Annotated in this window: 32 protein-coding genes and 1 tRNA gene; 12 read left to right on the top strand and 21 right to left on the bottom strand. The window is 45.3% G+C overall.

Features of this window, described 5'->3' with window-relative positions:
• Positions 1 to 24 precede the first annotated feature (24 nt).
• A complete protein-coding gene (locus BR62_RS0109150) occupies positions 25 to 1,326 on the top strand; it encodes a hemolysin family protein (RefSeq protein ID WP_032870599.1) in 1,302 nt (433 codons plus the stop codon).
• Positions 1,327 to 1,363: 37 nt separating this feature from the next.
• On the opposite strand, the gene BR62_RS0109145 is transcribed toward BR62_RS0109150, so the two are convergent.
• Complete coding sequence (locus tag BR62_RS0109145) at positions 1,364 to 2,194, bottom strand: STAS domain-containing protein (RefSeq protein WP_015240214.1); 831 nt, start codon at positions 2,192 to 2,194, stop codon at positions 1,364 to 1,366.
• Between the two features lie 71 nt (positions 2,195 to 2,265).
• On the opposite strand from BR62_RS0109145, the gene BR62_RS0109140 reads away from it, so the two are divergent.
• Positions 2,266 to 2,336, top strand: a tRNA-Gln gene (locus tag BR62_RS0109140).
• Positions 2,337 to 2,400: 64 nt separating this feature from the next.
• Here the strand turns inward: BR62_RS0109140 and BR62_RS0109135 are convergent.
• Positions 2,401 to 2,781, bottom strand: coding sequence for a Spx/MgsR family RNA polymerase-binding regulatory protein (locus tag BR62_RS0109135; protein WP_003153079.1), 381 nt, complete (start codon positions 2,779 to 2,781; stop codon positions 2,401 to 2,403).
• A 236-nt stretch (positions 2,782 to 3,017) separates the two neighbouring features.
• Between BR62_RS0109135 and BR62_RS0109130 the strand changes: the two genes are divergently transcribed.
• Positions 3,018 to 3,263: a DUF2626 domain-containing protein gene (locus BR62_RS0109130; RefSeq protein ID WP_003153078.1), complete on the top strand. Its 246-nt coding sequence runs from the start codon at positions 3,018 to 3,020 to the stop codon at positions 3,261 to 3,263.
• A 39-nt stretch (positions 3,264 to 3,302) separates the two neighbouring features.
• Here BR62_RS0109130 and BR62_RS0109125 read toward each other — a convergent pair whose 3' ends face one another.
• Positions 3,303 to 3,941 carry an MBL fold metallo-hydrolase gene (locus BR62_RS0109125; RefSeq protein WP_032870596.1) on the bottom strand — a complete coding sequence of 213 codons (639 nt, stop codon included), beginning with the start codon at positions 3,939 to 3,941 and terminating at the stop codon, positions 3,303 to 3,305.
• A gap of 154 nt (positions 3,942 to 4,095) precedes the next feature.
• Here BR62_RS0109125 and BR62_RS19165 point away from each other — a divergent pair, with 154 nt between their 5' ends.
• The gene (locus tag BR62_RS19165) at positions 4,096 to 4,269 is read left to right on the top strand and encodes a DUF2759 domain-containing protein (RefSeq protein ID WP_003153076.1); all 174 of its coding nucleotides are present in this window, start codon (positions 4,096 to 4,098) and stop codon (positions 4,267 to 4,269) included.
• A gap of 32 nt (positions 4,270 to 4,301) precedes the next feature.
• On the opposite strand, the gene BR62_RS0109115 is transcribed toward BR62_RS19165, so the two are convergent.
• The 5 genes from BR62_RS0109115 to BR62_RS0109095 form a co-directional block, all read right to left on the bottom strand.
• Positions 4,302 to 4,616, bottom strand: coding sequence for an MTH1187 family thiamine-binding protein (locus tag BR62_RS0109115; RefSeq protein WP_003153073.1), 315 nt, complete (start codon positions 4,614 to 4,616; stop codon positions 4,302 to 4,304).
• Between the two features lie 5 nt (positions 4,617 to 4,621).
• Positions 4,622 to 5,659 carry a YqgU-like beta propeller domain-containing protein gene (locus tag BR62_RS0109110; RefSeq protein WP_020956082.1) on the bottom strand — a complete coding sequence of 346 codons (1,038 nt, stop codon included), beginning with the start codon at positions 5,657 to 5,659 and terminating at the stop codon, positions 4,622 to 4,624.
• A gap of 72 nt (positions 5,660 to 5,731) precedes the next feature.
• Complete coding sequence (locus BR62_RS0109105) at positions 5,732 to 6,859, bottom strand: M14 family metallopeptidase (RefSeq protein WP_032870594.1); 1,128 nt, start codon at positions 6,857 to 6,859, stop codon at positions 5,732 to 5,734.
• Positions 6,860 to 6,940: 81 nt separating this feature from the next.
• A complete protein-coding gene (gene glcK, locus BR62_RS0109100) occupies positions 6,941 to 7,903 on the bottom strand; it encodes a glucose kinase GlcK (RefSeq protein ID WP_015240218.1) in 963 nt (320 codons plus the stop codon).
• A gap of 34 nt (positions 7,904 to 7,937) precedes the next feature.
• Positions 7,938 to 8,147 carry a YqgQ family protein gene (locus tag BR62_RS0109095; RefSeq protein WP_007408313.1) on the bottom strand — a complete coding sequence of 70 codons (210 nt, stop codon included), beginning with the start codon at positions 8,145 to 8,147 and terminating at the stop codon, positions 7,938 to 7,940.
• 197 nt (positions 8,148 to 8,344) lie between these two features.
• On the opposite strand from BR62_RS0109095, the gene nhaC reads away from it, so the two are divergent.
• Positions 8,345 to 9,709: a Na+/H+ antiporter NhaC gene (gene nhaC / locus BR62_RS0109090; RefSeq protein WP_015240219.1), complete on the top strand. Its 1,365-nt coding sequence runs from the start codon at positions 8,345 to 8,347 to the stop codon at positions 9,707 to 9,709.
• A 75-nt stretch (positions 9,710 to 9,784) separates the two neighbouring features.
• Here nhaC and BR62_RS19555 read toward each other — a convergent pair whose 3' ends face one another.
• The 3 genes from BR62_RS19555 to rpmG form a co-directional block, all read right to left on the bottom strand.
• Positions 9,785 to 9,958 (bottom strand): hypothetical protein, encoded by a 174-nt coding sequence (locus BR62_RS19555; protein WP_007408311.1) that lies wholly within the window; start codon positions 9,956 to 9,958, stop codon positions 9,785 to 9,787.
• Between the two features lie 70 nt (positions 9,959 to 10,028).
• The gene (locus BR62_RS0109085) at positions 10,029 to 10,583 is read right to left on the bottom strand and encodes a 5-formyltetrahydrofolate cyclo-ligase (protein WP_025285003.1); all 555 of its coding nucleotides are present in this window, start codon (positions 10,581 to 10,583) and stop codon (positions 10,029 to 10,031) included.
• Positions 10,584 to 10,661: 78 nt separating this feature from the next.
• The gene (gene rpmG, locus BR62_RS19160; protein WP_003153056.1) at positions 10,662 to 10,811 is read right to left on the bottom strand and encodes a 50S ribosomal protein L33; all 150 of its coding nucleotides are present in this window, start codon (positions 10,809 to 10,811) and stop codon (positions 10,662 to 10,664) included.
• Positions 10,812 to 11,157: 346 nt separating this feature from the next.
• Here rpmG and BR62_RS0109080 point away from each other — a divergent pair, with 346 nt between their 5' ends.
• Together BR62_RS0109080 and BR62_RS0109075 are read left to right on the top strand one after the other, a co-directional pair.
• A complete protein-coding gene (locus tag BR62_RS0109080; RefSeq protein ID WP_003153047.1) occupies positions 11,158 to 11,511 on the top strand; it encodes a hypothetical protein in 354 nt (117 codons plus the stop codon).
• Positions 11,508 to 11,972, top strand: a complete 465-nt coding sequence (locus tag BR62_RS0109075) for an endolytic transglycosylase MltG (protein WP_007408308.1) — start codon at positions 11,508 to 11,510, stop codon at positions 11,970 to 11,972. Before BR62_RS0109080 ends, BR62_RS0109075 begins: the two co-directional genes overlap by 4 nt.
• A 98-nt stretch (positions 11,973 to 12,070) precedes the next feature.
• Here the strand turns inward: BR62_RS0109075 and pstB (BR62_RS0109070) are convergent, their stop codons facing one another.
• From pstB (BR62_RS0109070) to BR62_RS0109030, 9 genes are all read right to left on the bottom strand, one after another.
• Positions 12,071 to 12,853 carry a phosphate ABC transporter ATP-binding protein PstB gene (gene pstB, locus BR62_RS0109070; protein WP_003153040.1) on the bottom strand — a complete coding sequence of 261 codons (783 nt, stop codon included), beginning with the start codon at positions 12,851 to 12,853 and terminating at the stop codon, positions 12,071 to 12,073.
• A gap of 11 nt (positions 12,854 to 12,864) precedes the next feature.
• Entirely contained in the window at positions 12,865 to 13,671 is an 807-nt protein-coding gene (pstB, locus tag BR62_RS0109065) for a phosphate ABC transporter ATP-binding protein PstB (RefSeq protein ID WP_032870592.1), read from the bottom strand.
• Positions 13,672 to 13,689: 18 nt separating this feature from the next.
• On the bottom strand, positions 13,690 to 14,574 hold the full coding sequence (gene pstA / locus BR62_RS0109060; protein WP_032870589.1) for a phosphate ABC transporter permease PstA: 885 nt from the start codon (positions 14,572 to 14,574) through the stop codon (positions 13,690 to 13,692).
• On the bottom strand, positions 14,574 to 15,503 hold the full coding sequence (pstC, locus tag BR62_RS0109055; protein ID WP_007612605.1) for a phosphate ABC transporter permease subunit PstC: 930 nt from the start codon (positions 15,501 to 15,503) through the stop codon (positions 14,574 to 14,576). Before pstC ends, pstA begins: the two co-directional genes overlap by 1 nt.
• Before the next feature lie 48 nt (positions 15,504 to 15,551).
• Positions 15,552 to 16,454: a phosphate ABC transporter substrate-binding protein gene (locus tag BR62_RS0109050; RefSeq protein ID WP_007408304.1), complete on the bottom strand. Its 903-nt coding sequence runs from the start codon at positions 16,452 to 16,454 to the stop codon at positions 15,552 to 15,554.
• A gap of 156 nt (positions 16,455 to 16,610) precedes the next feature.
• A complete protein-coding gene (gene pbpA / locus BR62_RS0109045; RefSeq protein WP_015240224.1) occupies positions 16,611 to 18,758 on the bottom strand; it encodes a penicillin-binding protein 2A in 2,148 nt (715 codons plus the stop codon).
• A 101-nt stretch (positions 18,759 to 18,859) separates the two neighbouring features.
• Entirely contained in the window at positions 18,860 to 20,149 is a 1,290-nt protein-coding gene (locus tag BR62_RS0109040) for an MFS transporter (RefSeq protein ID WP_012118002.1), read from the bottom strand.
• 119 nt (positions 20,150 to 20,268) lie between these two features.
• The gene (sodA, locus tag BR62_RS0109035; RefSeq protein WP_032870587.1) at positions 20,269 to 20,874 is read right to left on the bottom strand and encodes a superoxide dismutase SodA; all 606 of its coding nucleotides are present in this window, start codon (positions 20,872 to 20,874) and stop codon (positions 20,269 to 20,271) included.
• Between the two features lie 165 nt (positions 20,875 to 21,039).
• Entirely contained in the window at positions 21,040 to 21,522 is a 483-nt protein-coding gene (locus BR62_RS0109030; protein ID WP_015240226.1) for a DUF456 domain-containing protein, read from the bottom strand.
• Between the two features lie 158 nt (positions 21,523 to 21,680).
• Between BR62_RS0109030 and BR62_RS0109025 the strand changes: the two genes are divergently transcribed.
• From BR62_RS0109025 to ispG, 3 genes are all read left to right on the top strand, one after another.
• Positions 21,681 to 22,445 (top strand): DUF1189 domain-containing protein, encoded by a 765-nt coding sequence (locus BR62_RS0109025; RefSeq protein WP_020954234.1) that lies wholly within the window; start codon positions 21,681 to 21,683, stop codon positions 22,443 to 22,445.
• A 91-nt stretch (positions 22,446 to 22,536) separates the two neighbouring features.
• On the top strand, positions 22,537 to 22,839 hold the full coding sequence (locus BR62_RS0109020; RefSeq protein WP_007408299.1) for a LysM peptidoglycan-binding domain-containing protein: 303 nt from the start codon (positions 22,537 to 22,539) through the stop codon (positions 22,837 to 22,839).
• Positions 22,840 to 22,971: 132 nt separating this feature from the next.
• The gene (gene ispG, locus BR62_RS0109015) at positions 22,972 to 24,090 is read left to right on the top strand and encodes a flavodoxin-dependent (E)-4-hydroxy-3-methylbut-2-enyl-diphosphate synthase (RefSeq protein WP_169510269.1); all 1,119 of its coding nucleotides are present in this window, start codon (positions 22,972 to 22,974) and stop codon (positions 24,088 to 24,090) included.
• 32 nt (positions 24,091 to 24,122) lie between these two features.
• Here ispG and BR62_RS0109010 read toward each other — a convergent pair whose 3' ends face one another.
• On the bottom strand, positions 24,123 to 24,500 hold the full coding sequence (locus tag BR62_RS0109010) for a DUF308 domain-containing protein (RefSeq protein WP_087920773.1): 378 nt from the start codon (positions 24,498 to 24,500) through the stop codon (positions 24,123 to 24,125).
• Positions 24,501 to 24,633: 133 nt separating this feature from the next.
• On the opposite strand from BR62_RS0109010, the gene BR62_RS0109005 reads away from it, so the two are divergent.
• Both BR62_RS0109005 and BR62_RS0109000 read left to right on the top strand, forming a co-directional pair.
• Positions 24,634 to 25,215 carry a nucleotidase gene (locus BR62_RS0109005; protein ID WP_032870585.1) on the top strand — a complete coding sequence of 194 codons (582 nt, stop codon included), beginning with the start codon at positions 24,634 to 24,636 and terminating at the stop codon, positions 25,213 to 25,215.
• Positions 25,216 to 25,326: 111 nt separating this feature from the next.
• Positions 25,327 to 25,584 (top strand): IS3 family transposase (locus BR62_RS0109000; RefSeq protein WP_032870582.1); only part of this gene is annotated, 258 nt, incomplete at its 3' end.

The raw sequence follows: 25,584 nt of genomic DNA, 5'->3' as shown, positions 1-25,584 counted from the left end.
CCTTCCTTCGCGGAAGGCGTTACATTGTATATCATCAAACTATCTGCCATCGTACTATTTATTTTATTAACGGCGTGTTTTGTCGCCATAGAGTTTTCAATCGTTAAAGCAAGGCGCTCCCGCATTAATCAGCTCATTGAGGAAGATGTAAAAGGAGCAAAAGCAGCCAAGCATGTCATTACACACCTCGATGAATATTTATCGGCGTGCCAATTGGGCATCACCGTCACCGCTTTGGGGATCGGCTGGCTGGGTGAACCGACAGTCAAAGCAATGCTTCAGCCGTTATTTTTAAAAACCGGAGTTCACGAAGCGGTTGCCCAAGTACTGTCATTAATCATCGCCTTTCTGCTGGTTACATATGTGAATGTCGTCATCGGCGAACTCGCCCCGAAAAGTTTTGCTATCCAAAAAGCCGAGCGGATTACACTTTTATCTGCCAGACCGATGATTTTGTTTTATAAGTTAATGTTTCCGTTCATCTGGCTGCTCAATCATTCCGCACGCCTGATTACAGCCATGTTCGGCTTGAAGCCTGCTTCCGAACATGAAATGGCTTATACGGAAGAGGAATTGCGGGTGCTCCTTGCCGAAAGCTATCGAAGCGGCATGATCAAAAAAAGCGAGCTGCATTACGTAAATAACATTTTTACATTTGATAAGCGCACTGCCAAAGAAATTATGGTGCCCCGGAATGAAATGGTGAGCCTGCCGTTAGACAGCGGATCGGGACATATGCTCCGGGACATTATCAAAACAAATAAATATACCCGGTATCCCGTAGTAAAAGGAGATAAAGATCATGTAGTCGGCATCATCAATATTAAAGAAGTTTTATTCAGATTCCTGTCAGAAGGAGCGGCGTTTACAAAACACGAACTCGGCCCTTACATCCAGCCGGCGATCCATGTGATTGAGACGATTCCGATTTATCAATTATTCGTTAAAATGCAGCGGGAACACGCCCATATGGCCATTCTCATTGATGAGTACGGCGGAACCGCGGGATTAGTAACGGCGGAAGATATCATTGAAGAGATCGTCGGCGAAATCCGCGACGAATTTGATACGGACGAAACACCTTCCGTTCAAAAGCTTGGGAAGAACCGCTATCTCCTGAACGCCAAATTGCTGATCAGTGACGTCAATGATTTACTCGGAACAGAGATTACGGCTGATCAAGTCGATACACTCGGAGGCTGGTTTCTTACTCAGCATATTGACGCGAAGCCCGGAAGCACCATTGATTTTGAAGGCTACACATTTACGGTAAAAGAAATCGACAGCCATCATATCATTACGATTGAAGCTGACAAAGCTGAATAGCTGAGGGAGAAATCCCTCCCGACCATTCAGCTTTTTATCATCTTAATGATTCTTTTACGATAAATCCGTTTTTTGCCAGCGCTTTCGCCAGACTCTGCTCCGTTTTCACCTGAGAAAAATCGATGCCGAGCTTCACGACGGTCTGCGCGATTTCCGGCCTGATGCCTGAGATTGTCGTTTCTATGCCAAGAAGTTTTGTGCTGTCAATCACTTTAAAAATCTGATAAGCGACCATCGTATCCACAATCGGCACACCTGATATATCTAAAAATAAATAAGAAAGACGGAGTGAAGAACATTGGTCAAGCACCGATTCCAAAATCATTTTTGCCCGGTAGGTGTCAATTTCGCCGACGAGCGGCAAAATTCCAATACCGTCGGCAATCGGCATAATCGGCGCACTTAGTTCGTTAATCATTTCTTTTTGGGCGTTTAATTGTGTAACCGTCACTTTATAATATTCCTCTGTAAATACTTCAATCATATGGTCAATTGCTTTGTTCAGCTTCTCTCCCCAATGGAATACCGCATTCGCCCCAGGCTTCTCAGACATTGTTTCACAGCACGTCTGTATGCGGTTCCAGACCAATCTCCGGAATTCTTTAAAGCTCGTGACGCTTTCATAGACCGGTACTTCATGGACGGCCCGGTCCCTTGCGAACTGAAGCGCCCATTTTGTCAGCTCCTCTTCCCCGCCGTCTTTTTCCGATAAAATGCCGGCAACGATTTCAATTAACAGACGGTGCTGCATTTCCGCTTTCTGATCATCTGTAGGCCGCCCCGATTTTGGTATGAGCAGCCACTGGCGTGTGATTTCACCTGATTCTTCAATTAAGGTTCGAGATAATGTTTCACTCAAATGTTTCACGGGTCTCCTCCATTCAAATTCCTTTGTATGTATAAATCGGCGCCGGACGCACATACTGTAATTACATCCGATGGGCTATAGCCAAGCGGTAAGGCAATGGACTTTGACTCCGTGATCGTTGGTTCGAATCCAGCTAGCCCAGTCCCGCAACCGCAAAAAACGAAGATTAGCTGATAAATTTTGATCAGCGGATCTTCGTTTTTCTCTTATGATACAGATTGATGTACCGTTTTTTTCTTCGTCAGCTTCATCAGTTCTCCCGGATTGTATCCGATAACGAGCTTATTGCGATCGATCAGAATCGGACGCCGCAGCAGTTTCGGCTTCTCAGTCAAAAGCTTCAGCACTTCATTTACAGTCATTTCTTCAATGTTCAGGTTGAGATTTTTAAATGTTTGACTTCTCGTCGCCAATATTTCATCAATTCCTTCAGTCGTTAATGATAAGATCTGCTTCAATTCATCAATTGTCGGTGTCTCCCTGAATAGATGGCGCTCTTGAAAGTCAACATTGTGGGCTTTTAACCAATGTTTCGTTTTTCGGCATGATGTGCAGCTCGGGTATGAATAAAAAATAAGTTCTTTCATTTTTAAAAATTCCTCCCTCGGATAATCCGTCTCTTTGTTAACATAAGTACCCTGAACTTTTTTTCATTAAACATATTTCAAAAAGATTTTTCGGATCTTTTTCAGAGAGCGGCATAAGATATAAAACACAGGGAAAGACATAAATTCCACAATAAATATAATCATGAAAATGTTTACATTTCGAGTGCCGATCTATTATAATAAACTTCAGATAGACTCTCGGGAGGGGATAAGGAATGAATCGCATGTTCCGGGTGTTAGGATTTTGGACGGGGATATTTGCAGTCATGTTTTTTTTAGGGGGCATGAAAGACGCTTCACTTTTGTTTTTTGGACAGACGATCTTTTTCGTATTTCTTTCTTATTTGAATCTGACTGAGCGGATGTATATTTATATTTTCGGAGCTTACTTAACCGTATTTTTCGCCGGATTTACATATTACTCTATTTTTATTATGACACCGGGCGGCGGAACCCACTGACAGAAAAAGACAGACCGATTATGGTCTGTCTTTTTTCATTTACAGTGAAAAACCATTGATAAACGGGTTTCGCTCCTGCTCTGTCTGGATATCCGTTTCCGGCCCGTGCCCGCTTAATACAAGTGTATGTCCGGGAAGCGTGAGCAGTTTTTGATGAATGGAATCAAGCAATACGTCCTGACTTCCGCCGTGTAAATCAGTTCGGCCGATGCCTCCCTGAAAGAGCACATCACCTGAAATCACCAGATCCGCGTCCTTCACATAATAAGAAACGCTTCCCGGTGAATGTCCCGGCGTAAACAATGTCTCCAAATGGAAAGGCCCGATGTCCAAAATGCCGTCGCCTTCGATGAGCCGTTCGGCGGGCCGTGCCGTTACGGCGATGCCCCGCAATATGCCCGATCCGTTTAAGGTAGAGTCCTCCAGCCACTTTTCTTCATTTTTGTGAAGATATACGGGAACATCCCATCTGTCTCTTACTTCGTCAAGCGCGCCGATATGGTCAAAATGGGCGTGCGTCAGTAAGATGGCCAGCGGCTTCAGATTGTTTTCTTTTATGTAATTGTTGATTTTGTCCGCTTCCCCGCCCGGATCAAAAATAAGACAGGACTGATCCTCACTGACAAGAAAATACGCGTTTGCCTGAATCGGACCGGCCGGCATTCGTCTCCATTTCACTTTCATCACCTCTTTATGTATATGCCCTTATTATGAAGGTTTTCTGCGGAAGATTCAATGAATGCGGCCGGGAAAACGCTATCGACAAACAAAATGAAAACGGTTAAAATGAAATGGAAAGATTTTCAGGTTCCAATGACAAAGGAGGAGCATGATGTTACTTGTTGTAATCTTCGGCCTTGTCGCATTATTAGCTGTATTAGGAGTCCTGCGGGCTGTCAGACAGAGAAATATCCTGGGATTTTTGTTAGCCGCCGCAACGCTGGGCGTGTTTGGCTGGTTTACCGTAATGACCGTTGTAACCAGCGGCTATCCGACTGCACATTAAAAGCCTGTATCCAATGGATACAGGCTTATTTTTTATTGCTGCAAATGTTTGCTGACACTTTTGATTTTGCTCTCCAGTGTCGTTTCTTTATCACGTCTGTCATCAATGCGGATATTTGTCGCCACTCTGTGCAGCCCTTTTTGGAACGGGGCTTCGTGAATGTCCTGAATGACTGCGAATAAGTCGCTCAGCTCACCTTCAATCAAAGTGTTCATCGGCGTGAGCTGAAATTTGATCTTGCCGGCAGCTTTGTAACCCTCCAAAATGTTTTGCACATCCGCTACATACTCACTGACGCTCGGTGTTTTTGTTCCGATCGGAATGATTGTCACATCTGCAATTGCCATTTGGTTCAAACTCCTTTTTCATTTGTTATGATTGGTTCTGTCATGCCTGTTTTCAGTGAAATCAGACGGTCATACGTAAAGCCGTATAAAGCGTATTCCCCGTTCGGAGAGATCTGAATCGGCTCCATTTCCGTGTTTTTGAGCACCGTCCGCTCCCGTTCGTCTCCTAAGTCAAAGCTGATCAGATTGTAAGAGCGGCCTTCAGGCTTGAATATGTAAAACCGCTTGTGTGTCTGATCGTAATCATATTCCATCGGCGCAAAGCTCTGATACTTTTTTTGGAGAGGAAAGCGGTGCGTCACGGATGCCGGCTTTTGGAAAAGGAACTCGCCGTCTCCGTCCGATTGATCCGTTTGTCTGACGGCAATCGTCATGCCCGGGCGGGAATCGGCCCAGATGACGTGATGAAGCACTCTTTTTTCTTTTTTTGTCTGCAAGTCATAAGAATATAAAGGACCCTCTTCCTCCGTTTTTCCTTGCTTGATATATTGGAATTCATCAGTGGAGGTCCAATGGACAAAAGGGGCCTGAACGGGACTCTTTTTTAAAATGCCGTTGTTCATATCGGCCGTATAGGCTGTGAAGTCCCATGTTTCAGTAAAAACGGTAATCATCATTTGATACGGGTCATACGGATTCCAAGCCGTCTCCAGTTCATAAGAGTTAAAGGCTTTGTGATAAAGTCTTTTCCCCTGCTTGTTCATAAGCACAAGCTCAGTCTGACCGCTGCTTGTCACCTGTACGAGAATCAGCTGTTTTTTCCGGCTGATCTTTACATTGACAATATTGCCCTTTGTTTCATAGAGCCGTTCGGATTTTCCGCTGAAAAGATCATATTTCATCAGCTGATGATGTGCTGTATACAGGATCGTTCTGTTATCCAGCCATCCTTCCGTTTTCTCCGCTTCCTTTTTACTGAGCGGAACGATTTTCTGTTCTGCCGATTTTGCCGAAACGCCTGTGTCTTGCTGCTGATGAGATGGTTCACAGGCCGCTAAACACAGAACGAATGCGGACAGCAGAACACAAACCAAGTATCTCACCAGCCTTCCCTCCATTCTTTTCTATTGTCCCATATTTGTTTATGTAAACAAATGAGAAATTTCACAGATGTCTCAAAAAACAAGCGACCTCCACAAAATACCTTCCGTCGCTTGATAAATATCAGCAAACTGATGAAAAGGCAAAGGGTTTTTTCCCTTCCCGAGCTCAATGGTATAGCCCTCTTTTCCATACTGCTGTATAAACCAATCCCTAAAACCCGCATGGCTGTCAATGGTTTTAACGCCTTGATAGCGGTTTCCGCTTATCGCTTCAAACTCCCGAATCATCCGGGATGATTGCTCCGGTTCACATCCTTCGTATCCCCAATAAATCTCTTTTCCCTGCGTATGAAGCGCGATCAGCCTGTCAGGCGGCTGCTCCGTTATCAGCCGGTGCATTGCCTGCGCCTCCGGTTCAGTGAGCGGCGCCGTCCCCGGAAAATCACGGTATGAAGGGGCTTTCGGTTTGCGCCTCTGTTCAATATCCCAATTGGATGGGAAATGTTTATTTAAATCCACACCGTTTATATTCGCCTTCCATTCGCGGAAATCCGGGCGGTGTTCATTTAATCGATTAAGAAATTCATTTTTTTCTGATAAATCTTCACATCCGTAAAGTACGAGATCAACACCGTCGGGATTTACGAGCGGAACGAATGACAATGATGTCAGGCTGAATATATCAAGCGCAGAGTGCCCGAAAACGGTTTTATTTTCGCATAATGCCGCGCAATATTCTTTACACCATTTAAGCGCGACCGAGGTGGTGATCCATTCATTGGCATGAAATGAGGCGTTTACATGGACTTTTCTTTCAGCCGTATCCGCACCTATTTTCAGCTCATAAAGCGGCTTTCCCAATACGGAACTGCCGATTTTACGGCACGTGACAAACGGAAAGACATCCGTTATTTTCTCAATTTCTTCATAAACCGATTGGGAGTCGTACACCTTTTCTTCCTTCACCCATTGATCAGCGGAAAGAATCCTTTCACAGTGCCGGATGTATCGCGAAAGCCCGCTCAGCGTCTCAAGCGGCGGACCCTCTGACTGCCCGCTCACGGCAAAGCCGGGACAAAATAATTCATCATTTTCCGCCGTTTTATCAGCGGCTTTCAACAGTTTTTCATCAATTGAAAGCACCTTTGCAATATCTTTCATATGCTGTTTCAATTCAGGTTTGACACGAATTCCCGCCATGTTCATCCCCCTTTTTTAAAACTATATGACTGGGGAGATAAAAAAAGAAAGCCGCCCGCGATATGGGCAGGCAGACTTTCTTCAGCAGTTTTGATGTTTGAGCCATTCATTTTTGGCAATCCACGCCCCGCCGATGACTCCGGCGTCATTTCCAAGTGCCGCAATCGAAATATCCGCCGCTTCCGCAGAACGCGGGAATGCGGTGATTTTGAAAGTCTCTTCCACTTTTGACCGCAGGATTTCACCCGCTTTAGACACGCCTCCGCCGAGCACGATTTTCGTCGGATTCATGGCGCTTGCCAGATTTCCGAGCACGAGGCCTAAATGTTTTGCGACATAATCGACGACTTCAAGCGCTGTCTTATCCTGCTGTTTAGCCGCATCGAACACGTCACGTGCTGTCAGATCGCGCACTTGTAAGAGCGAAGAGTCGGAAACCGCCGCAAGCTTTTCTTTCGCGATGCGGACGATGCCGGTTGCGGACGCAATCGTTTCGATGCAGCCGGATTTTCCGCAGTTGCACGGAGCTCCTCCTTCCGGAATACTGCAAATATGACCGATTTCTCCGCCGGCCCCGTTTTTTCCGTGAACGATTTCTCCGTTGACGATGATGCCTCCGCCGACTCCGGTTCCGAGCGTCACTAAAATGACATCTTTGGCCCCGTCACCTGCACCCTTCCACATTTCTCCGAGCGCCGCGATATTGGCATCGTTTTCAATGACGGCCGGAATACCCGTTTCCGCCTCGAGATGGTCTTTCAGCGGATAGTTTTTCCACCCCATATTTGTCGTCTCATAGACCATCCCCGTCGTCATTTCCACGGGTCCGGGCGCTCCCATTCCGATCCATTTTACGATCCGTTTCGGCTTGTTCAGTTCTTCCAGCTTCTGGTCAAGCGCTTTGGCGATCGTGACCGTAATTGTGTTTCCTGATTTATCGGTCGGAACTTCCCATTTATGCTGAATTTCACCGTACATGTTGATAAAGGCCAGCTTGATGGTTGTTCCGCCAAGATCAATCCCCGCAAACCATGTATCTTCCATAATAATCTCCTTTTCTTATTAAAATCCTGCTGTGTTATCTGCCTTTGATCCGCTCCGATTCTCTCTGAAGAACTCCGGCGGCTTTTTGCCATAATTCTCTTTCAATCACGTTTGACAAGTACATTTCCTTTAATTCATCTTTCATAAAGTCAATTTCGGCTTGTCTGTCACCGAAATAAACGATATGTCCGAATGACTTAAACAGCTGCTGCACGTCATAAAATGAATTCATCTTCTTCACCATTTCTATTCTTCTTAGTATAAGCGTATTTCATCACTGATCCGGGCGTCAAGCAAAAAACGATTGGAGAAAATATCCTTGTATTATTTTCATAAATTGTATATTCACAATTGTAAAAAAACACTCATTTATGCGTTTTTCTGTTACAATACTTTCGTGCCCAAAAGCACAAAAGGATTAAAGTTTGATGGGGTGTTGTTTTGAAACAAGAAAAAAGGCTGACGTTCATCTCAGCCATCAGTTTATTTGTCTTGATGTTAGCAGTCATTATTTCCTGCCTGTTTTTCTTTCATACAGAGCCGCATATGCCGCTGTTCTTTTGCGTCATTATTCTGTCTCTGGCAGGTTTGTGGCTCGGTTTCTCGTGGGAGAGTCTTGAAAAAGGAATTGTCAGCGGATTGAAAAACGGTGTGCAGCCGATTATCGTGCTGGCTTTGATCGGTGTGCTGATCGGCGCCTGGATGTACAGCGGCGCCATTCCCACCGTCACCGTTTACGCTTTGTCAATTATACAGCCGAGTCAGCTGCTTTTGACCGCATTATTTTCCTGCATGATTATCAGCACGCTTGTCGGCTCAAGTCTGACAACTGTCAGTACAATCGGCGTCGCGCTGTTAGGGGTAGCAAGCGCGGCGGGAGTTCCGCTCGAATGGACGGCGGGAGCAGTCATTTGCGGGGCTTGTTTCGGTGATAAAATGTCACCGATGTCCGACACGACGAATTTTGCCGCCGGAATCGGCGAAATTCCGATTTTTAAGCATATTCGCCATATGATGGGCACTACCGTTCCGGCACTGCTGATCACGATTGTTCTTTTTTATATTCTCGGTTCATCGGTTTCAATAAATGCCGCTTCAACGCAAAATATTGATGCGGTCATTTCCGGAATAAAAGAGGCCGTGCACGTTACGCCTTGGTCGCTTCTTTCACCTCTGTTGGTGATCATTTTAGCTGTGAGACGGGTTTCCGTGATTCCGGTGCTTACCGCCGGTATTATTTCCGCAGGGCTTCTGACTGCTGTTTTTATTCCTGACAGCAGCATTCAAGGATTTATATCCGCCCTGCAAAGCGGGACGGCGTTTAAAACCGGCGACCAGGCTGTGGCCAGCATTATCAACAGAGGCGGGCTCCAATCGATGATGGGATCAGTCTCTCTGATCATGATCGCCTTTGCGCTCGGCGGCCTGATGGAAAAAACGGGCCTGATCGCGGCGCTGCTTCAAGGATTGATAAAAGGCGTGCATACGAAAGGACGTCTTGTCATGGCGACCGTCTTCTCAAGTATAGGCGTAAACCTTGCGACAGGTGAGCAGTATTTGTCGATCTTAATTCCGGGTCAATCTTATAAACCTTTATATGACAAGCTCAGCATTAAGCGGATTCACCTTGCGCGGTCGCTTGAGGACGGCGGAACATTGATCAACCCGCTGATTCCCTGGGGAGTAAGCGGCGCTTTTATGGCAAGCGCATTAGGGGTTTCCGTCATCGACTACCTGCCGTTTACCTTTTTCCTGTACATTTCTCCTATGATCTCAATTCTGCTCGGTTTCCTGAAAAAGAGCTGACAATACGAGAAAACCTGCCGTTTTTTACCGGCAGGTTTTCTTATGCAAAAAATCCCGCTGAAAAACGGGATTTGTTTAAAATGCCTGCTGAATGAATTTGTTTCTGATAAACGGTATTTTTAAAAAGAAATGAATGAATGACCGTCTGATCCCCGGCTGGCTGAGCACGCTGTTCATCAGACGGTAGCGGTTTTGGTAAACGGCTAAAACAGATACGGCGCATAATGAGTAGATCAACAATTTTTTCATCTTATCCCTCCTGCCCCTATCGTTTGTCAAACAGCGAGAATTATTCCGGTGCAAGAAGTTTTTTATGCGATTAAGCGATGGTTTCAGATTCAGTCACGATCATATCGACCGGAATATCGTGGGGCATGCGGGGAATGCGGTCTGTCAGCTGGCAGTCAAAGAGAAGCGACACGGTACGGCCTTTATAACCGGAGAGGTACCGATCATAATATCCTCCGCCGTATCCGATTCTGAAGCCTTCCCGGTCAAAAGCCACGCCGGGCACAACCACAAGGTCAATGTCTGTTTGGGCGGCTTTTTCCGTCAGGCTCTCGATCGGTTCACTGAGGCCCGCATATACGGTTTCCAGCTGATCATACGCAGAAAATGTACGGAACTCCATCGCTCCCGTCTGCGGAAAGCATTTTGGGATACAGACTTGTTTTTTCTCTTTCCAGGCCTGTTCAATAATCGGCTGTGTCGGAATTTCCAGGCGTGTCGAGATGGTAACGGCGATCACGCGGGCCTGTTTCCATTCTTTTAAAGAAAACAGCGTTTCACGCATGCTGCGGCATTTTTTCTCCCATTCACTTTCTGTCATGTCAGAAAGCTTTGCTTTTATAGCGGTTCTGATTTGTGCTTTCACGTTTCTCAAACCTCCCTGAAAGACAAAAAAGCCAGAACTTTATTGAAAGCTCCAGCTTTTTCCGCTGCTTTAAACAGCTTATTTTGTTTCACGGTGTAACGTAGATTTTTTATCACGTGGGCAATATTTTTTAAATTCAACGCGGTCCGGATTGTTGCGTTTGTTCTTTTTAGAAATATAGTTACGCTCACCACATTCAGTGCAAGCCAAAGTAATATTAACGCGCATTATTTTCCCTCCAAACTAAATATCATTTACTTATTCAGACTTATATATAATACCACTATAATGGACGGAATGCTAGAGTGATTTACATGAAATGTTGTTTAAGTGCAGAAAACATCAGTTTATGCTTCTGATCCTCTGAATGAGCTTGCGTCAGATGAAGGGAAAATATGACGAAACAGGACAAAAAAGGACTTTCTGATACGAAATCTATAGAGAAATAACCGTTTGCTCCCCGAATAAAAAAGATTTCCCGACAAAATTCCGTTTTTTTCTCTATTTCCTTTAGAATGGCGGCGTTTTATGGTATAAAAAAGAAGGGCAAATTAATAATAGAAGGTGATGAAACGTGGAAATTGCTATTATTGCGTTGTTTATCGTCAGTATAGCGCTTATTGCATTCTCATATTCTCAAAGAGATCCGATGAAAGACGTGGAACAGGAGCTTGAAACGCTTCAGCTTTCCGCCATGCAGGAAATTTACAAGTTGAAAAAGAAAATGACGGTGCTTGAAGAAGAATTGCTGGAAACCAACCTCGTGATCCGCAAAGCCAAAAGCAGCGGCATTAACCAAAAAATCGCCAAACAAATCATTTCAAAATATAACAACGGAATGTCTGCGGAAGCTATCGCAAAAGCGGAGCACGTGTCTGTCGAGGACGTCAATACCATTATTAAAGATAATGAGAAGGTGCTCGTATGACAAAACGGGGCATTCAGGCTTTTGCAGCAGGCATGATTTTAGCGACGGCCGTTCTCGCCGCTGTCTTCTATTTGACTGACCATGACCAGGCAGCCGCCGTTAAAACCGAAAAAACAGCATTGACAGAAAAAGAAGTAAACAGCTACCTCGACGATCAGCAAAAAGTCTCCGTCAACCGAGATGACTATCAAAAACTGCTTGATTCTAAAGAAAAATCGTTAAACAACGACCAAAACACAGACGCCAAAAAGAAAAAAGTAACATACAAACTGACGATTAAAGACGGAATGAGCACTGCTGATGTGTCATCCATTCTTGAAAAAGAAGGGATTATTCCTTCAGCGAAGGACTTTAATGATTACGTCATTGACGCAGGCTACCATAAAGAAATCCGCGCCGGCCATTTCAAAGTCGACTCAGATATGAGCTTTAAAAAAATCGTCAAAACATTAACCCGCTAAAAAAGCTTGCAGGCATCGTCCATTCAGATGGATACGGCCGGCAGGCTTTTTTAATAGGCAGTATAAAACGGACCCGGTCAATGGCCGGGCCCGTTTTTTTATCCAAATTTTCCGGTGATATAATCATGTGTTTTTTGATGATCCGGCTGAGAAAATATTTTGCCCGTATCGCCCCACTCTACCAGTTCGCCCATATAGAAAAATGCGGTTTGATCAGAGACCCTCGCAGCCTGCTGCATGTTGTGCGTCACAATGACGATTGTATACTTTTCTTTCAATGTCAAAATCAGCTCTTCTATTTTCCGCGTGGACACGGGATCAAGAGCAGACGTCGGTTCATCCATCAGAAGGACGTCCGGTTTTGTGGCGAGCGCCCTTGCGATGCACAGCCGCTGCTGCTGACCGCCTGACAGTGAAAGCGCCTGCTGGTGAAGGCGATCTTTCACTTCATCCCAGAGCGCAGCTGCCTTTAAAGATTCCTCGGCGATTTCAAGCAGTTTCTTTTTATTTTTTTCGCCGTGAATTCTCGGACCGTACACGACATTCTCAAATATTGACTGGGGAAACGGATTGCCTTTTTGAAACACCATACCGATCTGTTTTCTTAATTCTGCCGCATCCGTCTTTTCTTTCAGCAGATTGCGCCCGTTATAGATCATGTCGCCTGTCACTTTGACATTCGGGGCCATTTGCAGCATTAAGTTTAATGTTTTAATAAAAGTGGATTTCCCGCAGCCGGACGGACCGATGATCGCAGTTACCTTCCGCTCCTCAAAACCGATCGTAATGTCTTTTAAAGCCTGGTGGGCTCCGTACCATACGTTCATGCCGTGAATATCAAATAAATTCTGTGTGTGCACCGCTTCCTTCACAAGGCTCACAGTCCTTCCCCCTATCCGAACTTTCCGTTAATGTAGTCATCTGTCTTTTGCGCTTTAGGACTCGTGAAAATTTGTTCTGTCTGCCCGTATTCCACCACTTCCCCGTTTAAAAAGAAAGCCGTTCGGTCAGACACCCTAAGCGCCTGCTGCATGTTATGCGTAACGATAATAATCGAATAATCTTTTTTCAGTTCTGTCAAAAGCGTCTCGATTCTGGCGTTTGAAATAGGGTCCAGAGCTGAGGCCGGTTCATCTAAAAGTAGCACGGCAGGTTTCATCGCAAGCGTACGGGCGATGCAAAGACGCTGCTGCTGGCCGCCTGATAACGAAAGAGCCGATGAATGAAGCCGGTCTTTAACTTCCTCCCAAAGCGCCGCCTTCGTTAAGCTTTCCTCGACCGCATCATCCAAAACGGCTTTCCTGCGTTCCCCCGCATACTTCAGCGCATGTGTGATGTTATTGTAAATGGATTTCGGGAACGGATTCGGTTTTTGAAACACCATACCGATCTCCCGTCTGAGAGACACGACATTAATCGCTTCCCCCAAAATATTCAGCCCTTCATAAAGGATCTCTCCCTCGCTTCTTGCCGAAGGAATGGCATCGTTCATTCTGTTAATCTGTCTCAAAAATGTTGATTTCCCGCAGCCGGAGGGACCGATCAGAGCCGTCACCGCATGTTTTTCAATATCCATGTTTACATCTTTAACCGCTTGTTTGTCACCGTAATAAATTGATAGATGCTTCACTTCCAAAATTGAAGACTCCGGCGAACGCTTTGTCTGTTCCGCATGTTCCCTGATGATGTGATCAATCATGTTTTCGCCTCTTTCCGATTAATTTGCCGTAAGCTTTTTATAAATGACAGATCCGAGCCATCTTGCACAAAGGTTAAACAAGAGCACCGAAATCACCAGCACCGCCGAGCCGCCGTTTGCAATCGCTTCGGCGTCAGGGATGATTCCCTGTGTATTGACACTCCATATATGAACCGCCAGCGTCTCAGCCGGCCTGAAAATGTTGAAAGGAGATGATTCAGAAAACGGGTTCAAATCCGTAAAATTCAGCCGCGGCGTTGTCAGTCCCGCTGTAAATAACAATGCGGCCGCTTCTCCGAATACTCTTCCGGATGCGAGAATGGCTCCGGTTAAAATCGAAGGAACCGCACTCGGAACCAGCACCGTTTTGACGGTATGCCATCTCGATACGCCTAAAGCGAGAGAAGCTTCTTTCAGCTCCTTAGGAACTGCAGTGAGCGCGCCTTCCGTCACCCGGACCATAACGGGAAGGTTAAAGACCGTTAATGCGAGCGCGCCCCCGATAATCGTGTAACCCCATCCGGTCAGGTTTACAAACATCAGCATGCCGAACATCCCGATGACAATGGACGGAAGCGAAGACAGAACCTCAATACACGTTCTGATAAAATTAGTGATTTTATTTTGGGGCGCATATTCAGCCATGAAGACGCCGCCCCCCACTCCAAGCGGTATCGTGATCAGCATGGTGATAAACAGAATGTAAAAGGAGTTAAAAAGCTGATCCCGTATTCCGCCGCCTGACGCAATGGCGCTCGATTTTGACGTAAGAAAATGCAAGGAGATTTCAGAGACGCCGTGAATAAGAATGTACAAAAACAATCCTGCCAAAATCGCCGCGATTACAGCGGCGCATAACCCGAATACACCGGTGGCCAATTTATCCGTTATTTTCCGGTTCATTACACTTTCCTCCTAGATGACAAGTAGCGTATGAGCAATATAAACAGAAACGACATGATAAGAAGAACAAGCCCCATAGACCATAACGTATTATTTTCAATACTGCCGTATGTGGTATGGCCCATGTTTAACGTAATAATCGTCGTTAATGTTCCCGCCGTATCAAGCAGGCTTTCCGGCAGAAGCTTTGTATTTCCGATAACCATCTGTACGGCGAGTGCTTCTCCGAACGCTCTTGCCATCCCGAGCACGACGGCGGTCAGCAATGTCGGAAACGCCGCCGGGATAAGCACCTTTCTGATTGTCTGCCACCTCGTCGCACCAAGCGCGTATGAACCGTCGCGAAGATGTTTCGGAAGTGACGCAAGCGCATCAGCGGAAATCGATGTAACAGTCGGCAGAATCATTACCGAGAGTACGATCGTCCCCGCCAGAAGGCTGTGACCCGTTCCGCTTGATTTAAATGAGCCGATAAACGGAACCAATACTGTAAGACCTATGAATCCATAAACGACGGACGGAATGCCGACAAGCAGCTCAATTACCGGCTGCAGCACCTTTTTTCCCCAAGTCGGCGCAATTTCCGTCATAAACACGGCACCCGCAATTCCGAGGGGCGCTGCGATCAGAGCGGACAGAACCGTGACCGCAAATGATCCGAAAATAAAAGGCAGCGCGCCGAACTCAGGTTTTGCCTGGGTTGGATTCCAATTCAGACTTGTTAAGAACTCAATCGGGCTTACACCATTTACAAAAAAAGATTGCAGCCCCTTAATGCCGAGAAAAATTGTGATCGCCGCTGATGCCGCAATGATAATCGCGGCACACACAGACACAATCACCCTTCCGCGGACTTCATCCAATTGCCTGTTTTGTTTTGAGCTTATTAAGCGTTCGCTTACAGACTCTTTTTCTCTGTGATTTATCATTTGTTTACACTCCTATAAGGAAGAAGAGGCGGGGAGCCCGCCCTCCCCTCAGCTTTGCTTGCCGTTTGCGTCACGTGTGACTTTCATATCAGAGATCGGGATGTAGCCCTGATCTTTTACGATACTTTTCTGTACTTCATCGCTGTTCATATAGTCAAGAAACGTTTTTGTAAGGCCTGACGCTTCACCTTTCGTATAAGAGTGCTCGTAAGCCCAAATCGGATACTCGCCTGTGACGACGTTTTTCTCTTCCGGTTTGATGCCTCCGATCGATAAAGGCGTTACTTTGTCATCGTTTATATAAGAGAATGCCAGATAACCGATAGCTCCCGGCGTTTCCGCAATGATTTTTTTGACTGTATTGGAGGAATCCTCTGTAATGCCCTCAGCAGGATCTGCTCCGTCAAGCGCGTATTTGACGAACGTAGCGCGTGTTCCTGATGAATCAGGACGGTTCACGAGTGTAATTTTTTGATCTTTACCGCCAAGCTCTTTCCAGTTTTTAATTTTTCCTGTAAAGACGTCTGTCAGCTGTTTTTTGGTTATATCCTTTACGCCCGCACCGGGGTTGACCGCAGCCGCCATCGCCACTACCGCTACTCGGTGGTCTTTTAGGGCTTTTGCATCAATGCCTTCTTTTTCTTCAGCAAAGACATCTGAGTTGCCGATTTGCACTGCCCCTTCAGACACTTGCGAAAGACCTGTTCCTGAACCTCCCGCTTGCACCTGCACATCAGCATCCGGATGTTTTTCCATAAACTTTTCCGCCGCTGCCAGTACTAACGGCTGCATGGCTGATGAACCAGAAATGGTTAAAGAACCTGATGCTTTTTTATCCTCACTTGCAGATTGACTGTCTGTCTTGCCGCTTTCCTTTGCATTTCCGCATGCTGCAGCAACAATCATAACAGCAGCCATCAGAAGCATAAGCATCCATTTGTTTTTTTTCATTTCCTGAATTCCCCCTGCATTTAATGTGTAATTTGTCCTACAGGTCTAGAGTAAAGGGTTCTTGTAAAATGCGTATAAATCAAGTGTTAAGGTTTTGTAAATCCGGATGTTTTTTTGTATAAAAAAAAACGCTCACAAGTTGTGAGCGTTTTTCTGTTAGTGATTTGTATTGCCGTTTTCAGCGTCTTCCTGAATTTTATCTTCGTTTTTCTGCTTCGTATTATTATCTTCTTGTTTCTTTTTCAGCTCAAAGTATTTGTCCAGAGCTGCTCTTCCTATATCATTCGTAATCGAATATCGATCGCTGTAATCAATATAGGCCCAAGGAACGACTACAGAAATAGCCACTTCCGGATTATCCGCAGGTGCATAAGCGACAAGAGTCGTATTATACGTTCCTTCACCCGTCTCTGATTTGTCCGGACCGTCATAGAAAGATTGCGCCGTACCCGTTTTACCGGCAGGACTGTATGTCGCCGTCGCAAAATCAGTTGCGGCTGTCCCTTTTGTCATGACACGTCTGAAACCTGCCTGCACTTCTTTAATGTCTGCATTATTCATATCAATCTTGTTCAGTACTTGGGGCTGAACAGACTCTACAACGGCTCCGATTCCTTTTTTCGAATCAGGCTGCCTGACCTCTTTTACAAGCTGAGGCTTCAAACGATAGCCTCCATTGGCAATTGTAGATACATACTGCGCCATTTGCAGCGGTGTAAACGTATCATACTGTCCGATGGCAAAGTCTAACAGAAGACCGGAAATTCGCTGTGACCCTTGGTACCCGGTCGCTTCATTCGGGAGATCAATTCCCGTCTTAACTCCGAGTCCGAACTGATTGAAGTAATATCTGAAAGTATCGAATGCCTTCATATCAAGCGGCAGGGACTGGCCTTTTTTGTATTCCCCTTTACCGACGGCAATCGCCGTTTTGAACATGAACACGTTTGACGATTCCTGAAGCGCTTTTTGGATATCTACGGGACCTAAATTCGTCCATGATTTTTTCGGGTTTTTGCTTCCCTTGAAATACATAGGTTCATCCTGGAAAACGGTGTTCAAATTAATCGCGCCCGTCTGCAGTCCGGTCAACACCGTCGCTCCTTTGACCGCCGATCCCATTGCGTAGGAGGAAGTCATTGCGCCGAGGGCATAATCATTAATTTTGTACTTTCCATGGTCATTCGTAATCTGTTTGCCGGCCATCGTCAGCACTTCTCCGTTTTTCGGGTTCATCATGACGACGAAGGCCCGATCAAGAAGCTTCGTGCTCGGTCTCGCTTTTGCCGATCTTAAATTTTTCTCAATGATTTTTTCAACGGATTTCTGCAGGTCCATATCAATGGATAAAACAAGGTCTTTGCCGGCCTGTCCTTTTGAAATCACTTTGCTGCCCGTGACATTTCCGGATGAGTCGGTTAAGTTCTGCACTTTCTCTTTTTGACCCTGCAGCAGGCTTTCATATTGATATTCTAAATAGCTTTTTCCGACCCTGTCATTCCGGCTGTAGCCGAGTGACAGATAGTGATCCAGCAGGTTGGACGGGAGACCTTCGTTCGAACTGGATACACTGCCGAGCAATGTCCGGATCAGGCTTTTATAAGGATAAGACCGTTCCCAGTCAGACGTCACGTCAACTCCCGGCAGTTCATCTAAATGTTCGCTGACGACGGCCATTTCTTTTGCCGACACGCCTTCATTTTTGATGTATTGAGGCGTCAGGGAGTAGCCTGAATCCATCTGCCTTTTGATCGCAAGAATCTGCATGTCTTTTGAAGTGAGCTCATTCAGCTGTTTGTCTGTGATGCGTTTCAGCTGAAGCTGATATAAATCATCGTCAGACAGTTTTTTGTCTTCAGCTTTTTGCTTTTCTTCGGCCGTAATCAGTTTTTTCGCTTCATCAGGCCTCGTTAACATCCAATAGTCTTTTTTATCCCGCTCAGTCACCTTTTTGGTGCTTACCTTAATCATACCCGACAGTTTTTTTGCGATTTTCAAACGCTGCGCCTGGGTGGTTGAGGCTGAACGTGTATATGTAATCGCATTTAATGCTTTATTCGTTACGATGGGATTTAGGTTCCGGTCGTATATTTTCCCTCTCGGAACCGCCGTGCTGACATCAGACTCCTCCTGCTTATTAGCGGCGTTTTTATAATCATCACCCTGAACGATCTGCTTGATGCCAAGCTCGACGATAATCCAAGTGAAAATAAGAAACGCGGCCAAAAACAAAAAATTAAGCCGGATCGGCAGTGATTTTTTCTTTTCTTTGTTTACAGCTATTTTCTTTTTATTTCTCCTCATGACATCACCTTTTCTTATTTACAGAAAGAAATGACACCTTCTGTTCAGGTGCCATTTTTCATTCTAAAGGTTTTTTCGATATTTTTCTACAGATAACCCTTTTATCTTTCTCCTTTTATAAAATTCGGTTCCGCCGCCTGTTTTTGTCGGTCTTCTTCTACTGTTTCATCAGAAGTTTCCGTATCCAGTTTGATGTCTTTTATAAAGTAATAAATCAGCGGATGGCCGGCTCCGAGCAGCACGAGCGCCGCCGGTATTCCCACTTTTTCCTTGAACAATGTAACGATGACAAGGAAACAAAGGATGGAAACGATCCGGCCCGCATTTAAAAATAACTCCCTGAGCACAATGTATTCAATTCTGGCTTTTCTGGCAAGCCGCGCCCGGCCTATCACATCATATGTAAGCGAGACATACGGCACGAGCAGAACTGGATAGCCGATCGCAATAAACACTCCGTACAAAAGGAGCGTCGTGAAGCTCATTTTAAAAATTATGAGAAACAGGGCGCCGTACAAGATCAATCCGCCGATAAGAATCGCCTTTTTCCGCGCTCTTTTTTTGATGAGCCTTGATGCAAAATAATAGGCAAAAAAAGAAACCGCGGAATTGACGAGACCGAATGTTCCGAGCGCCAGCTCACTGTTTGTCGCAATGAATACAAATACGCTGATTAAAAAAACAAAAATCCCTTCTCTCAAGCCTTGAAAAAAGTGCGCGTTGGTAATCCGGCGCCAATTCAGATTCGTGTGGCGCTCATCAAAAACTTTTTTCAGCATAAACCGGCCTTTCGACTCCCTCCGCTTCAGAAAAAAGCTCATTACCACGGCAAGGGCAAATAAGCCGAGCGACAGGCTGAAAATGATTGTATAACCCGTATTGTTTTCAAGTCTTGAAATGACATATCCGGCCACAATCGGACCGATCATACCCGCCGATGAAGACAAAATGCCTAAAAACCCGTTAAAAAAATCTCTCGTTTCCGGTTCCGTGATTTCGAAAGTCAGCACATTAAAAGCCAGCCAGTAAAAGCCGTATCCAACTCCGAGCACGGCCCCTATCAAAACGAGACGGGAAGCCGCAGTTTCTCCGGCAAGCAGCACACTTAAATAAAAAGCGGCCAAAAAGATAACGCCGAACCTGAGAATAAACACCCTGTCAATTTTTTTAGCCAGCCGGCCAGCTAGCAGAAAGGTAACCGGCTGCATCGTCACGACCGACAAATTGTATATGGCCAAATCAATAAATTTTCCCGACTGCTTCCACAAATACACGTTGACAAATGTATTTGACAGCGCGATGCCCAATGAGTAAAGGCCGCCAATCGTCAATAACAGCAGCAGCCCTTTATTTATTTCGATGTCGCCGATAATTTTTTTTATTTTGCTCATCATTGACTCCCCTTTACTACACATTAGTTTGTCTCACTCAAACTGAGATATGTAAAAGGAATCAAAGTCAATAAAAAAACAAGGCCTCCCGCGGGAGACCTTGTGATCATTCAACTCAATTATTTTGCTTCGCTGTAAAGACGGGCAACTTCATCCCAGTTCACAACATTCCAGAAAGCTGAAATGTAATCAGGACGGCGGTTTTGGTAGTTCAGGTAGTACGCGTGCTCCCAAACATCAAGACCGAGAACAGGTGTTTCACCTTCTGAAAGCGGTGAATCTTGGTTTGGCGTGCTTGTAATTTCAAGTTTGCCGTTGTTTACAACGAGCCAAGCCCAGCCTGAACCGAAACGGCCTGCAGCTGCTGCGGCGAATTTTTCTTTAAATTGATCGAAGCTTCCGAACGTGCTTTTGATCTCTTCAGCAAGCTCACCAGTCGGTTCGCCTCCGCCGTTCGGAGATAAAAGAGTCCAGAATAAAGAGTGGTTTGCATGTCCGCCGCCATTGTTGCGGACTGCCGTGCGGATGTCCTCCGGCACTGCGTTCAAATCAGCAACAAGCTCATCTACAGATTTCTCTGCAAGCGCTGATCCTTCGATCGCTTTGTTGAGGTTTGTCACGTATGTGTTATGGTGCTTCGTATGGTGAATCGTCATCGTTTCCTTATCGATATGAGGTTCTAAAGCATCATAAGCGTAAGGCAATTCTGGAAGTTTGTAAGCCATAATTTTTTCCTCCTTTAAATATATGTACTGAAATGCCGCTTAACGCGAACTTTTCTAATCTCAATGTAACAAAAGAAAGCGTGGTAATCAATGAAAAAGCTCACAATCCGGCGATTCCAGCAGACATATTACACTTTATCCGTTCACGGCCGAAATTAAACCTTTCTAAAGCACCGTCCATAAGAAATACCCGATCATAAAGAGCTGAATGACGCCTTTTGCCGCCACGCTTGTTAAAAAGCCGATTAACGAGCCGAGCCCCACTTTTGCCGCGGACTTGATATCCTTTTGATGAACAAACACCTCAGCGCAGAGAGCACCGATAAACGGGCCTAATATAATGCCTGCCACGGGAATAACGAAGGGTCCGATCAATAATCCGATCGTGCTTCCCCAGATTGCCGCCCTGCTTCCTCCGTACCTTTTAACGCCAAGTAAATTTGACACATAGTCAGCTGCGAATAAAACGGCCGCAAATACCGCCTCAATGAGCCAAAACAGGTAAGAATAAGGACTGAAGGAAAACAAAAATCCGTAGAGAAGAAAACCGGCCACAATAAAAATAACGCTTGGAATCACCGGATATACAAGCCCGATAAAAGCAATGACGAAGACCGCAATGATAATCAGCCAATACAAAACACTCATGACAAAAACACCCTCCTTTGTTTTGCGGGCGATCACCGCTTCCCGCTTTATCTTATTATGTATGATTCCTTATCACCGCTTTAAATACTCTCACTTGTGTTCATCCCCTGTGAACGATACAATAAGCAACATATACCAGTTTAGGCTAGGAAGTGAAGATGTTGAACATATTTACGGCTTTATTGAAAAGTACATACTCTCCGGCGGATATTGCAAAAACACGTTTTCAGGGGATAGGAAAAGCGATCCTTTATGTATTTTTGCTGTCTGTCCTTTTTACGCTGCCAAGCGCTTATTACCTTTCCTCAGGCACCGTAAACTCAATGAACGGTTTCAAAACCGTGTTAAAGAAAGATTTCCCTGATTTCAGCATTTCAAACGGAGAATTGCAGACGAAAGCATCCGCCTCTAAGGAAACGGAAGCGAACGGGTTCGTCATCGTGTTTGATCCGACAGATGCTTACGGCGCGAAACAAATAGCGGCGAAACAAAATGCGATCGGCATTTTGAAAAATAAAATGGTGCTTGCTGTAGACGGACAGGCGACAGAAATGAATTATTCGCTGATGCCAGCTGATATCACAAAAAAAGAAATCATATCAGCATTAAACCAAAATAAAACAATGATCGTCACTGTCCTGTCCATTTTGCTGTTCATCATGACAGCGGCCGGAAAATTCATTGAAGTATCATTTCTCGCCGTCATCGGCCTGATATTGAAAAATGCGCAAAGAAAGACATTGAATTACCAGCAGCTCTGGAAGCTTTCGGCTTATTCCATTACACTTTCGACCATATTCTTTACGATCATGCGCGCGCTTGTTATTACGGTGCCGAGTGAATTTTTAGTGAATTGGTTTGTAAACTTTATCATCCTTTTCCTCGTCTTAAAAGAGATACCGCGAAGTAAAACAGCTGTGTAACAAAGACTGCCCCCGGCGGTCTTCTTTTTTGTCATGAACAAAATGGGACAAGCATACAATGAAGTAAAAATGTATGCGGGAGGCGGTTGGAATGAAGCGGCTTACTTTTGTATTCGGCAGTTTATTTGTGATATTCATTATCTTTTACGATCTTAAAATCGGCACGATCCCTTCTCAAGACCTTCCAGCATACGCAGCGGCGGCACAGCCAGCCCGACAGGAATCTTCATACAGAACGGTTACGGTCAAAAAAGGCGATACGGTGATGTCGATAGTCGGCGCACATAAAGCGCCAGATGATATTGCACAAGATTTTGAAGCGCTGAATCCGAATGTAAAAGCAAATGCCATTCAGGCAGGCACCGCTTATAAATTCCCCGTCTACCGCAATTAAACGTTAATTTCTTGTCAGTTCGGCAAATACACTGTTACAATATAACATGTAAATAGAAGTTGCCTGACATGTAAAAGGCTCAGCCTGCAAAAGCGGTAACTACAATTAAGGAGCGATTGACAAGTGAGTGAAATCACACATCGTACAAAAACGCGTCCCGTCAAAGTGGGACCTTTAACAATAGGCGGAAATAACGAAGTCGTCATTCAGAGTATGACGACGACCAAAACACACGACGTAGAAGCAACAGTTGCGGAAATCAACCGTTTAGCCGAAGCCGGCTGCCAAATTGTCCGGGTGGCATGTCCGGACGAACGCGCCGCTAACGCGATTGCCGACATCAAAAAACAAATTTCCATCCCTCTCGTTGTCGATATTCATTTTGACTACAAGCTTGCATTAAAAGCAATTGAGGGCGGGGCCGACAAAATCAGAATCAACCCGGGAAACATCGGCCGCCGCGAAAAAGTGGAAGCCGTCGTAAAAGCAGCGAAAGAAAAAGGAATTCCGATCCGGATCGGCGTAAACGCGGGTTCTTTGGAAAAACGCATTTTAGAAAAATACGGCTATCCGACTGCTGACGGAATGGTTGAGAGTGCGCTTCATCATATCAAAATCCTGGAAGACCTTGACTTTCACGACATCATCGTCAGCATGAAAGCGTCTGACGTCAATCTAGCCATAGAAGCATACGAAAAAGCTTCAAAAGCATTTGATTATCCGCTCCACCTCGGAATTACAGAATCGGGCACGCTGTTTGCCGGAACGGTAAAAAGCGCGGCCGGACTCGGAGCGATTTTAAGCAAAGGAATCGGAAACACGCTCCGGATCTCTCTGAGCGCCGACCCGGTTGAAGAAGTAAAAGTAGCCAGAGAACTGCTGAAATCATTCGGTCTCGCTTCAAACGCGGCTACGCTTATTTCATGCCCGACATGCGGACGGATCGAAATTGATCTCATCAGCATCGCAAATGAAGTGGAAGAATACATTTCTAAAGTCAAAGCGCCGATTAAAGTAGCCGTTCTCGGATGTGCCGTTAACGGACCGGGCGAAGCAAGAGAAGCTGATATCGGGATTGCCGGCGCGCGCGGCGAAGGACTTCTTTTCCGCAAAGGCCAAATCGTCCGCAAAGTCCCTGAAGAAACCATGGTCGAAGAGCTGAAAAAAGAAATCGACAAGCTGGCAGAAGAACACTACGCAAAGCTTGAAGCGGAAAAAGCAAAAGCAGAACAAGAAACACAAAAAGCTTGACGGATATTCCGCCAAGCTTTTTTTGCGTTGTGTTAAAAAAACGGTGTAATGAAGATGCCGAGCACAAGGGAAACAATACCGATTCCCATCGCCCATCCGCCTAAAGCGCCTGCTCCTCTTCTTCTGGCGATATAGCCGACGATAATGCCGCATGCCCCTAATAAAACAGGGAGCACAAACAGGGAAATGATAGAAATAGCCAATGCTGCATACCCTATCCCCCGGCCTTCACTTACTCCGTCCCGATTATCATCACGGTCTGCTGCCCGGTCAGAAGCACGATATGGCTCTGAAATTTCGGCCGCTGTTTCTTCTGAATAAACATCACGCGTGATATCGGTTCCTTCCGATCCATGATCCACGTAGTAGTCGTTGCCTTTTCGATTTTCGTAATCGTATGCCACCTTCAATTCCCCCTTTTTCTTTTATGAAAGGAGCTTTTTTAGTTTCCGCGTTTTTTACGAATTCATGTTTGCTAAACTTTTCTGGTATTGTTAATTGTTTATGTTACACTTGAAGGGATGAATTTATAGGAGTGTGGACATGTTACGGTTAGGTATAGATATTGACGGCACAGTTACGGCACAGGATACATTTGTCCCTTATTTAAACAGCTCATTTCATCTTTCCATTACCTTGGATGATATGACTGATTATGATCTGACGAAGCTTTTGAACATTACAGACGAGGAATTTTGGGAATGGATGAACGTTCATGAAGCAGCCATATATAAAGAAGCGAAGCTCGCGGAATTTGCCAAGCAGGCACTGGACGGACTGAAAGAAGAGCACCGTCTGATCTACATTACGGCAAGACGCGGCCACTTAGAAGATGTTACACTGGACTGGTTTGCAAACCGGGACATTCATTACGATCACATTGAGCTTGTCGGAGGCCATCACAAAGTGGAAGCCGTCAAAAAACACGGCATTGATTTATTTTTCGAAGATCACCACGGCAATGCGACAATGATCGCAAAAGAAGCAGGCATTCCGGTTATCCTTTTTAACTCCCCATATAATCAGCTCCCCATCGATTCCAATATTATCAGGGTGCAGAATTGGCTTGAAGCCGTCGCCTGGATTAATAAAAACAAACACAGCTTTCAGCATGTTAAAAGCTGAAAAAAACCTCCTGTATAGGGACTGACCCCATAAGATGAGACAAATAAAAACACCTTCAAGTTTGAATACGGATGATTGTTATCCGAAATTAGACTTGGAGGTGTTTTTTCTATGGGGACAAGAGTGAGTTATCCGGTTGAAGTGAAACAGAAGGCTGTAGAAATGAGATTGGCAGGCGTACCTATGAAAGAGATCCTGCAGGAGTTGAATATTAAGAATAAGACACAGGTTCAGACATGGGTTAGATGGTATAAGGCTGGTGATACACATCGATTCGAACAGCCTGTTGGAAAGCAATACACTTACGGAAAAGGTCCGGAGTATTCTTCCGATTTAGAGAAACTGCAGGCAGAGATTCGTTACCTGAGA

The sequence above is a fragment of the Bacillus sp. UNC69MF genome (assembly GCF_000746035.1).
Taxonomy (GTDB): domain Bacteria; phylum Bacillota; class Bacilli; order Bacillales; family Bacillaceae; genus Bacillus; species Bacillus velezensis.
This window is presented reverse-complemented; position numbering and strand designations above follow the sequence as displayed.

Bases quoted from the DNA above. Each gene is read 5' to 3' on its own strand.
- BR62_RS0109135 (WP_003153079.1), bottom strand. From the start codon at position 2,781: ATGAAAGAACTTATTTTTTATTCATACCCGAGCTGCACATCATGCCGA.
- BR62_RS0109130 (WP_003153078.1), top strand. From the start codon at position 3,018: ATGAATCGCATGTTCCGGGTGTTAGGATTTTGGACGGGGATATTTGCA.
- BR62_RS19165 (WP_003153076.1), top strand. From the start codon at position 4,096: ATGTTACTTGTTGTAATCTTCGGCCTTGTCGCATTATTAGCTGTATTA.
- BR62_RS0109115 (WP_003153073.1), bottom strand. From the start codon at position 4,616: ATGGCAATTGCAGATGTGACAATCATTCCGATCGGAACAAAAACACCG.
- BR62_RS0109105 (WP_032870594.1), bottom strand. From the start codon at position 6,859: ATGGCGGGAATTCGTGTCAAACCTGAATTGAAACAGCATATGAAAGAT.
- glcK (WP_015240218.1), bottom strand. From the start codon at position 7,903: ATGGAAGATACATGGTTTGCGGGGATTGATCTTGGCGGAACAACCATC.
- BR62_RS0109095 (WP_007408313.1), bottom strand. From the start codon at position 8,147: ATGGTGAAGAAGATGAATTCATTTTATGACGTGCAGCAGCTGTTTAAG.
- BR62_RS19555 (WP_007408311.1), bottom strand. From the start codon at position 9,958: ATGAAAAAATTGTTGATCTACTCATTATGCGCCGTATCTGTTTTAGCC.
- rpmG (WP_003153056.1), bottom strand. From the start codon at position 10,811: ATGCGCGTTAATATTACTTTGGCTTGCACTGAATGTGGTGAGCGTAAC.
- BR62_RS0109075 (WP_007408308.1), top strand. From the start codon at position 11,508: ATGACAAAACGGGGCATTCAGGCTTTTGCAGCAGGCATGATTTTAGCG.
- pstB (WP_032870592.1), bottom strand. From the start codon at position 13,671: ATGATTGATCACATCATCAGGGAACATGCGGAACAGACAAAGCGTTCG.
- pstA (WP_032870589.1), bottom strand. From the start codon at position 14,574: ATGAACCGGAAAATAACGGATAAATTGGCCACCGGTGTATTCGGGTTA.
- pstC (WP_007612605.1), bottom strand. From the start codon at position 15,503: ATGATAAATCACAGAGAAAAAGAGTCTGTAAGCGAACGCTTAATAAGC.
- BR62_RS0109050 (WP_007408304.1), bottom strand. From the start codon at position 16,454: ATGAAAAAAAACAAATGGATGCTTATGCTTCTGATGGCTGCTGTTATG.
- pbpA (WP_015240224.1), bottom strand. From the start codon at position 18,758: ATGAGGAGAAATAAAAAGAAAATAGCTGTAAACAAAGAAAAGAAAAAA.
- BR62_RS0109040 (WP_012118002.1), bottom strand. From the start codon at position 20,149: ATGAGCAAAATAAAAAAAATTATCGGCGACATCGAAATAAATAAAGGG.
- sodA (WP_032870587.1), bottom strand. From the start codon at position 20,874: ATGGCTTACAAACTTCCAGAATTGCCTTACGCTTATGATGCTTTAGAA.
- BR62_RS0109030 (WP_015240226.1), bottom strand. From the start codon at position 21,522: ATGAGTGTTTTGTATTGGCTGATTATCATTGCGGTCTTCGTCATTGCT.
- BR62_RS0109025 (WP_020954234.1), top strand. From the start codon at position 21,681: ATGTTGAACATATTTACGGCTTTATTGAAAAGTACATACTCTCCGGCG.
- BR62_RS0109020 (WP_007408299.1), top strand. From the start codon at position 22,537: ATGAAGCGGCTTACTTTTGTATTCGGCAGTTTATTTGTGATATTCATT.
- BR62_RS0109005 (WP_032870585.1), top strand. From the start codon at position 24,634: ATGTTACGGTTAGGTATAGATATTGACGGCACAGTTACGGCACAGGAT.